Origin of the sequence: Aerococcus sp. Group 1 (genome assembly GCF_000193205.1) — a bacterium.
Classification (GTDB): Bacteria; Bacillota; Bacilli; order Lactobacillales; family Aerococcaceae; genus Aerococcus; species Aerococcus urinae_A.
The window spans coordinates 161,052-173,941 of sequence record NC_015278.1 but is presented as its reverse complement, the minus strand read 5'-3'; the positions used below and the strand labels follow the sequence as shown (position 1 = coordinate 173,941).

The 12,890-nt window shown below is 32.0% G+C and carries 7 protein-coding genes and 2 pseudogenes; all 9 read right to left on the bottom strand.

All coding sequences use genetic code 11. From position 1 onward, the window contains the following. Positions 1-221: 221 nt before the first annotated feature. On the bottom strand, positions 222-644 hold the full coding sequence (locus HMPREF9243_RS00785; RefSeq protein ID WP_013669301.1) for a polyketide cyclase: 423 nt from the start codon (positions 642-644) through the stop codon (positions 222-224). A 180-nt stretch (positions 645-824) separates the two neighbouring features. After that, a complete protein-coding gene (locus tag HMPREF9243_RS00780) occupies positions 825-1,349 on the bottom strand; it encodes a phosphotransferase (RefSeq protein ID WP_001176020.1) in 525 nt (174 codons plus the stop codon). Between the two features lie 216 nt (positions 1,350-1,565). After that, on the bottom strand, positions 1,566-2,297 hold the full coding sequence (gene erm(A), locus HMPREF9243_RS00775; protein ID WP_000810833.1) for a 23S rRNA (adenine(2058)-N(6))-methyltransferase Erm(A): 732 nt from the start codon (positions 2,295-2,297) through the stop codon (positions 1,566-1,568). 57 nt (positions 2,298-2,354) lie between these two features. Continuing rightward, positions 2,355-2,408 (bottom strand): erythromycin resistance leader peptide, encoded by a 54-nt coding sequence (locus HMPREF9243_RS10985; protein WP_201275882.1) that lies wholly within the window; start codon positions 2,406-2,408, stop codon positions 2,355-2,357. 325 nt (positions 2,409-2,733) lie between these two features. Continuing rightward, a complete protein-coding gene (locus HMPREF9243_RS00770; RefSeq protein WP_013669693.1) occupies positions 2,734-3,849 on the bottom strand; it encodes a site-specific DNA-methyltransferase in 1,116 nt (371 codons plus the stop codon). A 139-nt stretch (positions 3,850-3,988) separates the two neighbouring features. Then, positions 3,989-4,645, bottom strand: coding sequence for a hypothetical protein (locus tag HMPREF9243_RS00765; protein WP_013670042.1), 657 nt, complete (start codon positions 4,643-4,645; stop codon positions 3,989-3,991). A 43-nt stretch (positions 4,646-4,688) separates the two neighbouring features. Continuing rightward, positions 4,689-6,055 (bottom strand): annotated as a pseudogene (locus tag HMPREF9243_RS00760) (helicase); the annotation flags it as partial. A 115-nt stretch (positions 6,056-6,170) separates the two neighbouring features. After that, entirely contained in the window at positions 6,171-7,820 is a 1,650-nt protein-coding gene (gene ltrA / locus HMPREF9243_RS00755) for a group II intron reverse transcriptase/maturase (RefSeq protein WP_013669457.1), read from the bottom strand. A 555-nt stretch (positions 7,821-8,375) separates the two neighbouring features. Then, positions 8,376-12,401: pseudogene (locus HMPREF9243_RS10980) on the bottom strand (helicase-related protein); the annotation flags it as partial. Between the last annotated feature and the right edge of the window lie 489 nt (positions 12,402-12,890).

The window sequence follows — 12,890 nt, the reverse complement described above, 5'->3', positions numbered from 1 at the left end:
TTTTGTGTTCGTGTGTTTGACCGTAATTCATTCAAGTACTTGTCCTATTCCTATTCAAGTATTTGGTCATTTATTGTTATATATTTTTATCTTTACGATATAATACTTAATGCACAAGACCTTACCATAGTGGTGGGGCTAATTTTATGCAATCAAAAGACCCGACTTGGTCCGCATTATACTAAGAGGCGTGTCGGGTACTATTTTTTACTAATATATATTTATAATTTTTGAATAAAACTAGCTTCCTCGCAATTAAGTTCTTTCTTTAAATCTTTAAAGTAACGTCTCTGCTGCTTACGAATATAAGAGCCTATAAATGGTTTAAAAATGAAATTTTTAGAAACTATATCTTCGGTAAAATCCAAAGTTGTTTTATTTCCATGGGAATAAAATTTTCCAACCCAGCTTCCAACAATATTTTCATTTTCTATTTTGAAAGCCCAGCACTTGTATTTCAAAAAATCTGTAACTTTAAAATGTGTTTCAATTCCATTTTTACTAATCTCTACAAAATTATTTTCGTCTATAATTTTAACATTCTGCAAATCACTTCTCCATGAAAAATCATGAAGATTGGTTATCTTATTCCATACTTCTTCAATGGGACACAATAACGTGACTTTAATGTTTGCAATCGCCATAATATTTCCTCCTAATTCACACTATTTTCTTGACATCAATACCACGCTCTCCACATGCCCTGAAGTTCCAAAGTTCCGTAACTTTTTATGATTAATTATACTGAAAGCAATTTGATATAATTCTTGTTTATTCATTTTCTTCTCCAATATTATTTAGCTTAATAATACGTTATTCTTTTTTCAAAACACTAAGTTATTCAGTTCACCATCAAGAACTTTTATAGTTTCATTTCTTTCCTTATCCTCTTGATTGTCATATAAAAGTTGTTCAATAAACTCCCATATATCTTCTAGTTTACGTCTAATATGATAGAATAACAAAGCATCCGTATTGATTAAAAAATCTTTGTGTAATTTCAGGTATATGTTCATAAATACATCATAATATGGCTTATCAACAAAAAACATGAGATCAGCTTTTACTGGAGCCAATTTCAAGCCTTCCCAGTCAATTAGAACTAACTGCTCATCCCGTTGCATCAAGTTCCAATTATGAATATCTGTATGGCATAGGGCCATTTTAGGATTACTTCGTCTTAGAATCTCCGACAGTCCTTCAACTCTGTCAATCGATTGTTCAAGGGGTTTTATGTGTGCCCCAAGCAAGCATTTTAAGTCCATGGGAAGACTGGCGCATTCTTTACGCAATACTTGTTTTAGCTGTTTCAGAAATGGCAAGCTAAAATCTTCCCTAATTAGTTGCACATATACCTACTATATCAATAAATTTTGAGTTATCATTGACTATATTAGTTGCTATTATCAGAATAGTCGTCGATAACTATATTTTCGTGCAAATATGCAAATAAGTAAAATGATAGTTATGTTATATCATAATAATTGAAAATAATAGAATGCATTTTTCAATGTAATAAGATTAAGCGTTCTCTTAAAGTTAGAGAACGCTTAATTATTTTTAATTTATTGAAATAATTTGTAACTATTGAAAACAGACAAAAATTGTTCATTGGATAATTTATCAAGATCAGTAACATTCGCATGCTTCAGCACCTGTCTTAATTGATTTTTAGTAAAAAGAACATGATATTCCCTGTTTACCCATTTATAAACGAAAAATCTATACTTTTTGTAGTCCTTCTTTAAAATAAATGGTTTATGCCTTTCAAGTACAATCAATACAGAATCTACATTAGGCTTAGGGTGAAAATATGCTCGTGGCACTTTTTTAAGAATTTTTATATCCATTTCCACCATTAACAGCAAACCTAAAGCTCGTTGGGTATTTTGCAACCTTTTAGCAAATCCCCTCTCTACAATAAGGTAGCTATATTTCGCTTGACTATCAAAAGCAATCTTTTTTACAATATCAGTACTAATATTGTAGGGAATATTACCAAATATTTTATAGTCTGTATTTTTAGGAAAGCTAAACTTCAAAATATCCTCATGAATAACTTTTATATTCTGAAAAGGTTCAACTGCTTTTTTCGTGGCATGACATAAACCTTCATCAATCTCTATAGCATTCACCCGTTGACTCATTTCCACAAGTTCCTTGGTAAAATGTCCTTTTCCTGACCCAATTTCTATTATTTTATCTTGTTTATTGATATTCGTATATTTTAATATTTCCTTTACATGCTTTTTAGATGTAATGAAATTTTGCGTATTTTTCGGGTTTTTCTGTTTCATTATAACCTTCTCCTTGCCGGTTATAATGAACTAATCTTAAGAGCTCATTATAACCAATTATTTTTGGTTTGGTTGATAATGAAATCTCTCAATAACAAATATAGAAAACATACCCATACCTTTACCTCCTTTAATTTTTTCATTATAAATGAGATAAAGTAATATCTACTACTGCAATACATGTACACATATTTAACTCCTCCTTATGCAACTGATTATATAACTTTTAATTTCTCTATTCAATAAAGTTCTGTGCTAATCTACCTCACCCTATGGATTTTTAATCCCGAAACATCAAATGTCATCTGTCAAATGCCCTATTTAAAAGGGTCAAAAAACGGTATTTTTTAGCCTGTTTTTGACCCAATTTTCGTACTCAAACCACTACATGTTGTGGTTGACTCCTATTATTCCTTGTCCAAACCACAATACGTCATCAGAATTGCTGCTTCAACGTGTCTTGAATCTGTAGAATTCTCTTTTGCATGGTAAGAAAAGCTAGTTTCCCTAAATCGCATGTTATCCAACGTCTTCCAAGTTTCTCTGCCACAGCCATACTTGTTCCTGATCCTCCGAAAAAATCCATAATAAGATCTCCTTCGTTGGTGGAAGCTTTTATTATTCGTGATAATAATTCTTCTGGCTTTTGAGTTGGATATCCTGTTATCTCTTTTGATGTTGCAGCTTGTTGAAAAGACATTATATCATCCCAAACATCATTTATAGCAATACCTTTCAATTCATCTAAATATTGTCTCTCACCGTTACTTCTATCATCTCTATACTTTCTCCCATTATCATCTATTTTTTTAAATCGTGCCAAATACTCTTTTTTATAATCTAAAATATATTGTTTATTGAATATGGGATTGTCTGATTTTGAATAGTATAAAATTACGTCATGACCTCTAATCCAGTTTTCTGCTTTTGTTTTATATCCTGAAGATGTTTTTGTAAACCATATTATTTGTCTTTTATAATTATTTTTGCCGAAAATTTCATCCATAATAGTTTTTATATAATCAACCATCTTTTCATCCAAATGAACATATATTGAACCATCATCAGATAGTATTTCCTTGGCTAAAATAAGTCTCCTTCTTATAAATTCAAGAAACTCAGACCCTTTTTTCTTATCACTATAAGCTTTTGCTCCTTCTTTATTTTCAAATTCATCTTGTGTAGCAAAAGGTGGATCTATATAAATAAGTTTTACTTTTCCTTTAACTTTGTCTTTTATTAACGGATCTTTATTTTCGTTTATTGTTTTTAAAAACTGAAGATTATCTCCAAATACTATCATATTCCTCCATCCATCTTCAAAAGCTGGATGTTCATCACCATTAAATATGCGATCTATTTGTAGTGGTACAGGGAATGTTCCATCTTCACCAGCAAGGATATCTTCTTTTCTCATTTTCCCTGCATATGTTAATTCATATTCTTCTTGAAGATTTGGAAATAGCATATATTTATAATCTTCTGGTATTTGCTCTCCATTTTCTATAAGGTTTATTATATATTTCTTTTCTATTTCATTTAATCTATTCATTTAATTCACCTATATTATTTTTACACTTTCTCGAATTTAATATATACTTTATTGTATCATGAATTATTGTTCATTTTCAATGCCTCGCTTCATTGTAATAAAAACCAAAAAATAAAGGCAGTCCGAAGACTGCCGATATTTATCTTTCTGCACCTTTGCTATGGTCTTTCTTAGTTGACTTAGTTTTGTCATCTATCTTAAAGCTTTTTATTTGCCCTAATATGGACTTTTTATCCTTGTCTTGACTCTTTACTTGTTCTTTTGCTTTTAAGAGCTTAGAAGACAAAATACGAACATTTTTATGTTCCTTTCCGTTGTTATCAATGCTTGTTTTTACTTGTCCGAAGATTTTAACAAAATCGCCTTGTTTAAGGTTCTCTAAATCTTTTGTCTTATCTCCATAGGCTGAACAATTGGTATAAACTTTATTTCCATTGTCATCTTTTGAAACAATTGAAAAATTACTTACTTTGAACTTTTCTCCATTAGCGTTTTCTCTTTCAAGATTTTCTACTTGACCTGATATATTACCCACGAGATTTATAAGATTATCTTTTTCTTCAAGTTCATTGGTATTTTCAACAATCTTACCTTGTTCTTTCATATCATCAATCATATAATCAAAGTCATCGCTTAGTAGACCTGTTGTATCATTGTTCATATATAAAACATAGACTTCTTCAAGTGCCTTTTCATCATTAACACCCTTTTCTATACTCACAAGTGCTTTTATAAAATCTTTGTAATTATCATTAATCATTTCTTCTAAGTTTTCTCTAATATCTTTGTATTCCATATTTTCCTCCTTGTAATGAATAAGGAGAGCCTTTCGCTCTCCTCTATCGTTCTTGTCCTTTTTCACTTTTTTCTTGGTTTTTATCTTTTTCTTCTTCTGATTTGAATTTTGATATTTGTCCTAATATTGATGGCTTCTCTTCCCTTGCGTTAAGATTATCTTCTACATCATAAGTTGATTCAAAGTAATCACTATCTTTAAAATCATTGTCATACCTATCTGGTATCCCGTCATTATCAAGATCTTTTGCAAGTGGATCATAGAAGTTTCCATCATCATCTATTTCTAAGCCTAAAGCTTGTTTCAAATCTTCTTCATCTACTGATACCAGATCATCAAAACTTGACATCTTTATGGCTTCAGTCATATCTTTAAGAGCTTGTGAATTAGATATATCTTCATCTACAAAAGATTCTGTTCTAATAGCTACATCATCTACATACTGAGTCCATGTTTTTTCTTCCAAATTTACCTCATATTGAATAGAGTGCTTACCATCTGGTGTCTCTGTATAGGCAAGTCCTATATGGCTTAAATCGGGATATAGTTTGTCAAAGTCTTCATAGCTATTAGATTCTGAAAACTCATAGTTAGAATAATCAACTATCGCCCTCTTTAAATCTTCTAATAGTGGTGATTGGTTTTCTAACTCTTCTACTTCTCCCATATCTAAAAGTTTATTAATCTCAGCTAATCTTAGCGTCTTATCCCTTAACTCATCTGCTTTTTCAAATGGTTTTGTCAATTCTACTTTGGCATTTTCTAAAGATTCTTTATAGTTTTCGAGGTTTTGATTTAATCTTTCAAGCCTTGAAGGCATTTTTTCAATGGCATTATCAAGCCTTGTTATATTACCATCAGTAGAGTTTGAAAACTCTCCGAAGTATTCTGCTTTTCCTAGAAGTTTAAAGGTGTGAGTATTAGTCATAAAGTTATATGAAACTTGTAAGTCTAAATTCCTATAATTTCCAATAACCTTGCTATCATTTATCTTTACTTTTTTATTTCTTCTAATAGCTTATCTCCAGCTTCTTTCTTATCTAAAATTTTATTTGCACCAAGACTTATTGAAGTAAATTTGCTATCTCCTTCTCCTAATTTCTCAACATTTGCAATATCTTCTTTAACTTCTTCTATTTCCATTTCAGTTTTTAAAATACTTTGAGGATAAATTTTATTTACCTTATCTTCGAGCTTATATTTATTATACTTGTAGTTTGCTTCCAGCATTTTTAGCTTTGTAACTTCGTTATCTAAATCCATCTTTTCTTTAATTAGAGGATTACCAGTAGCTAAAGCCTTAATTTCTGAATAAGATAGACTTGCTTCATCAACATCTTCAGCAACACGCACAGGCGTCTTGCTTGTCATAATTTGAGATATGAATTTTTGCTTATTCTCTATTGTCTGGTCGAGTAGGTCGAGGATATTACTATCCCTTTCCCCTCTAAGAACCGTGCATGAGAGTTTCCCCTCACACGGCTCAAGTTTTTATAAGCCCTAATTAAAGAGCCAGCGTGTTTTCTTAATCATTTATATGCAATTTTCTATGACACCAAGGGTGTACTAAAGTTTTAAGGGTAATGTTATTTTTAATTGTTTGATGTACTCTAAAGTCTGTATCTATAGTTATTTTCTCTCCACAAACAGGGCATATTCCATTTTGCGTTTTATACAATCTATTTATAACTGTACGTCCTTTAAGTTCGTTTCGTATTTTTAACTCTTCTCTTTCTTCAAAGTATATTTGCCAATTTTCATCAAATGGATTTGCTTCAGCTTGTATCTTGGTAAATCTTTTAATATCAGTGTCTGTAGCATATTTAAGACGAAGATAGTATTTCTCGCCATTTTCCATTCTATCACCAGTTGCTACACTGAAAGTCCAGGTTCTATTTCCAATGGTATGGAAGTATTTCTTAGCTATCCATTTTCTACCTTTCTTTGGGTGTCTACGAACGCACCAGGTCCACAAGCTTTTATATATTTCATAATCAAGTTTTTCAAAGGCTTTAGATGAAACATTATATTTCTGATAGTTTACCCAACCTATAATGATTGGATTTAATTTTCTGATCAAAATTTCTTGTTTCATTGACGGATTATCTTTTATGATTCGTCTGATTTTATCGACAATAGCCTTGAAGTTCTTATCAGATGGTTTTGTAAGCAACTTATCTTTATACATCCTAATATTAACTCCAAGAAAATCAAAACCGTCATTTATGTGTGTTATGAGTGTCTTTTCCTCTGATAATTCTAAACCTCTTTCAGCCAAGAATTTTACAATGATTGGCTTTACACCATTTTCAAGCAATTCTGCACTTTCCCCTGTAACGATGAAATCATCTGCATATCTAACAAAGTTAACCTTTGGGAAATATGTTTTCTTATTTACTGTTCTTCTATGGTATTTCTCTTTGATTGCTTTTTCTAAACCATCTAATACCATATTGGAAATAATAGGTGATATTGGCGAGCCTTGGGGACTTCCTGTTTCTGTTGTAAATAGTTTTTGTTTTTCTATATATCCACACTCAAGCCAGAGTTTTAATAATTTCTTGTTCATTGGGATATTATTTAATATCCATTCATGACTTATATTATCAAAACAACCTTTTATATCTCCCTCAAGTACCCATTTTGCAGATTTCTTTTTATTAAGTGATGTAAAACACTGCTCGATAGCATCTTGTGTACATCTTTTTGCCCTAAATCCATAAGAATTAGGGTCAGCAGTAGTTTCTGCTATGGGTTCAAGTGCAAATTTATATAGTGTTTGCATTGCTCTGTCTGTCATTGTAGGAATGCTAAGAGGTCTTTTCTTACCATTTTTCTTTGGTATATACACTCTTTTAAGAGGTTTAGGTTTATATCCTCTTAAGTTTAACTTTCCTATTGCATTATACTTTGCCTGTGGTGTTAGCCATAGTACGCCGTCAACACCACTTGTTTTCTTGCCTTGGTTTTCAGTTACCCTCTTAATAGCCAAGGCTTTTGCATAAAATGAAGTTGTTAGTAAATGCTGTAAAGATTTTACCTTTCCATATTTACTCATTTTCCACGCTTTCACAATACGCATTTGTAGTTTTTTAACATAGCTTTCTGCTACTGAAAAATCTATACTTTCCCAGTCTTTAGCTCTGTTAGTAGTAGCACACATTTTACTGTTCATTTGCTTTCTCCTTTCAAAAATTCTACAAGTTCTCTTGTGATTAAAAACCAAATGGAAGTCTGCACTCTTTCGAGTTAGGGCAAATTTTGAACCCCTATCCATCTCATTACAAGATGGCATTCGCTTTTTCCATTATCCTTTACCTGCACCATTATCAGCATTTCTTACGATTTGCCTTGCCTTTTGGCAACGGTACAGGCTTACCATGTTCCACTTAATTAACATTGATAACTTAGGCTCTACCTCTCTGCCGGTAGTCTTCTTGTCCGTGTAATCCCACTATGGAAAGGATTATCCGACTACACACCATTTTGGTTCAGGCTTATCAGCAACTTTAGCCTGTTCACCTTAACGACATTTATCAGTAGTTCACATATGTTAGCCATATTATCAAGCCTCGCTCCCTAACCGCCTTGTTGCTGGCAGTTTCGGTATTCCCTCACGGTTCAACCTCAAGTAGGGCTACTTTAATATCGGCTTACCACACCTAAGTGCAGTCGATACTTGGCTCAACTAACGGAATAGTTGGTTTGGTCATTATGCCAAACAGTTAAATTAAGCGACTTCATGTCGCACCCACAAATAGGCATCAAAGGTATTTTCTGTTACATATCTAAAGATATTAACTTTATCATTTTCATTACCCTGACGAACAATTCTACCACTTCTTTGCTCTAGGTCAGACGGTCTCCATGGGACGTCTAAATCGTGTAAGGCTATTAATTTGTTCTGTACATTTGTACCTGCTCCCATTTTTTGAGTAGATCCTAATAATACTCTTACTTCTCCTCTTCGTACCTTAGAGAATAATTCATCTTTTTGTTTGTCTGTATCTGCTTCGTGGATAAAGGCTATTTCTTCTTTAGGTATTCCCATATTCACTAGCTTATTTCTAATATCATCATAGATATTAAATTCTCCATCTCCTTTTGGTGTGGACATATCCGAAAACACTAATTGGGTCGATGAATTTTCTTTTGTCTTATCCCAGATCGAAAAGATATTTTTAACACATACATTAACCTTTGAATTAGGATCATCTGGAAGTAGTGGATTTATTAATCTTTGGTCAAGGGCAAGTTTTTTACCATCATTTGTAATCTTTAGCATATTATCTTCTGTTGGCTCGACTTGATTATTTCTAACTGCATCTGCTCTTTCTGAAATAGCTTCTAATATTTCTTTTTGTTCCTCAGTAGGTTTTGTTTTAATAACTTCAAAATTTGCTTCTGGCACTGGCAAATTTAACATATCTGAGGTCTTTATATCTGCTACTTCTTTAAACATGCTCATCAACTCTGGCAAGTTATAGAACTTTGAAAATCTTGTCTTTTGCCTATATCCAGTGCCTTCTGGAGATAATTCAAAAGTGTTTTCTGTTTCTCCAAAAGTAGAAGCCCAAGCGTCAAAATGTTCTAATCCTCTTGCCTTTAAATCATCATACTGAAGGTATCTTTGCATGGTATAAAGCTCTGTCATTGAATTTGATATTGGTGTACCAGTAGCAAAAACAACTCCCTTTCCATCTGTCATTTCGTCCATATACCTACATTTCATATACATATCCGAAGACTTAAAGGCTTCACTCTGACCAATACCCGCAACATTTCTCATCTTGGTATGCAAGAATAAGTTTTTGTAATTATGAGCTTCATCTATAAATAACTTATCTACTCCTAGCTCTTCAAAGGTTATTACATCATCTTTTTTAAAGTCATCATTTAGCTTTTCAAGTCTTACCAAGAGTTTCTTCTTTGTCTTTTCTAGTTGTTTTACTGTGAAATTTTCTCCTCTATTTCTTTTGTTCTCATCAATAAAGGAAACTATATCATCTATTTGGTCTTGTATATGCCTTACCTGATATTCCTTAGACATTGGTATTTTTTCAAATTGAGAGTGCCCTATGATGACTGCATCATATTCTCCCGTTGCAATCCTACCAATAAATCTTTTCCTATTTTTTGGTTGAAAGTCTTTTTTATCGGCCACCATAATATTTGCTGACGGATATAACTGCATAAACTCTCTACCAATTTGAGTGGTTAGGTGGTTAGGAACTACAAATAATGATTTACTTGCAAGTCCCAACTTTTTAGATTCCATAGCAGAAGCTACCATTTCAAAAGTTTTTCCTGCTCCTACTACATGGGCAAGTAGTGTATTTCCACCATAAAGAGTCCTTGCTATGGCATTTTTTTGATGTTCTCGTAGTCTGATTTCAGTATTCATTCCATCAAAAGTTAAGTTAGATCCATCAAATTCTCTATTTCTAATTGAATTGAATTTTTCATTATAAATCTTTTCTAACCTATATCTTCTATCAGGATCTTCAAATATCCAATTCTTAAATTCTTCTTTAATCAGTTCTTGCTTTTGACTTGCAAGCATAGTTTCTTTTTTGTTTAAAACAGAAGTCTTAGAACCATCATCATTTATTACTTGGTCAAATACCTTCGTATCTTTTAGATTAAGAGCATTTTCAATTAGCTTATAGGCATTAACTCTACTTGTACCATAAGTCATGTTAGCAAGGTCATTAGCTGAGTCAACACTTTTACCTTCAATATTCCATTCACTCGTATGTGGTGAGAACCTAACATTTATATTCCACCTATCATAACCTGGTGTTTTTAAAAGGTTAAAAGTAAAGTCTTCTATATCTTTTTGAGGTATCCATGTTGCTCCTAACCTTACATTTATATCAGAAGCAGTGAGTTCTTCAGGCATAACCTCTTGTAATTTCTCTCTTTGATATTTGAGTTTGCCTAACTCGTTTAATAATGTGTCTTTCTTTTCAGAAGGTGCTAAATCTATTACATTTTCAATTTCTCCGATATATGAATTGAGATAACCAATCTTTTCTCTAATATTGCCACTTAAATACTCGTCAGCCGATACATATGAAAAATGAAATGGATCGTCATTGTCAAAGTTTTCAAAGGGCATTCTGTTATTTATTAGATCTGTATCCTTAATATCTAAAAATATCTCGCCCTCAAGTTCACCAATTAAGGTGTCCCTATCTTTACTTGTGATAGATTCCATATATTCAAAATCTACATATCCCTTTTGTGAAACTGATAAGACTAAGGCTTCAAGGGAAGTATCTACATGATCTACTACCTTTGCCTTTGTTATTGTTCTTTTTGAAAATATATCGCTCTTTGCTTTGAAATTATCCTCATCATCAAGTATTTCTATTGATGAAACCAAAGGAAAGTTTGAGTCTTCCTTTAAGGCTCTAGTGTTTGATAAGGAGTTAATAAAGCCATGTTTCTTTGAAAAGTTATCATAGACTTCATTTAACTTTGCTTGTGATTCTTTTATTTCCGCGTCTGAATAATCGTCCTTTTGTTTTTCTATTACATCTTTCAAAGCATTCATTACATCAAGATAATCTTTTATCTTTTCTTTGTTTTTATCTGACATATTCTGCTTAATTAAGACTGAGTTTTCTCTTAGGTAGACCTCTTCATCAATAATAGTGTAAGAAAAGTTTTTAACATCATCTGTTGCTGGAAGACTTAATTCTTCATCTTCCAATAGTTCAACCTCTTCATATTTTGAATTTGAAGATATTTCCTTACTTGCAAGATCCATTAAATCTTTTAACTTTTCATCTTCTTTTTCATCACAAGTAATTGTATTGCCAAATCTTCCAGATACTTCTTTCATATCCCCTAATACCATCTGAGGATTATCTACAAAATATTTATTATAGGTCAAACCCTTTTTATCAGTTGATAGGTGTATCCAATCATCATCTCTTTCTATAACTGAATCTCTCTTCTTTAAGAAAATAATATCTGAAGTAACTTCTGTACCAGCAAGTCCTTTAAATATTGTATTAGGAAGCCTCATAGCTCCTAAAAACTCACATCTTGCATTAATATATTTTCTAACAGATTCATCTTTTTTATCCATAGTTCCAGATGAGGTTATAAAGGCAATGATTCCTCCATTCCTAACCTTATCTATTGATTTCGCAAAAAAATAATCGTGAATCAGAAAGTTATTTCTGTTATATTCACGATCGTTAACTTTAAAATCGCCAAAGGGAACATTTCCTATTACCAAGTCAAAGAAATTATTTGAGAAGTTTGTTTCTTCAAAGCCTTTAATTTGAATATTAGCTTCAGGATAAAGCTCTCTTGCTATTCTTCCACTAAGGCTATCTTTTTCTACTCCATAAACTTTAGAGCCTTGTATTTCACTTGGCATATTACCAATGAAATTACCGACTCCTGCAGACGGTTCAAGGATATTTCCGGTCTTAAATCCCATATCTGTTAGAGTCTTATATATTCCATCCATTACCTCTCTAGGTGTGTAAAACGATGTTAAGGTAGACTCTTTAGCATTCAAATACTCCTCATTTGTTAGATTTTCTTTCAGAATATTTCTTGCTTCAAGCCATTGTCCTCCTTTTTCTTCATCAAAGACATCGGCAAGACCACCCCAACCTAAATAGTCAGCTAGATATGCTTGTTCATACTCTCTTGGACTCCTGTTTTCATTTTCAAGTCTTTTTAGCATTTTAATAGCTTTGATATTTTTATCTAGCTTTTCTGATGGTGTTAGGTATTCTGAGTAGATATGTTTTTTCAAGTCATAATTTCTAGCAAAACTTAGTCTTTCCTTATTAGGTTCATAATCTAGATTCTTTAAATCTTCTTTCCCCCTCAATAAGTTTTCAGCTGCTTCTCTTGGGACTTTATACCTATCCATCATTTGGTCAATTTCTGGATTGTAGTTATCAATAAAGCTTTCTTGCTCTACTTGTCTTTCAATTTGTTTTTCATGCTCAGATAATTTGTATATCTCATAATTTCCACTATCTAAAAGGTCATCAATCTTTCTACTTTCTTCAAATGTTTCGCCCTTAAATAAAGTAAATTCTTCCCCATTAACTTCTACTTTAGTTCCAGCTTCAATTAAGTTAATTCCATCAAAAGTATTCTCATCTTCTAAAATAAATTCTTTCCCAACTTTTACTGCTAGTTTTTCTGATGTTTGACTTAGATTTTCAAAGATTTCTTCAAGGTATGAATCGCTTCTATATGGAATTAC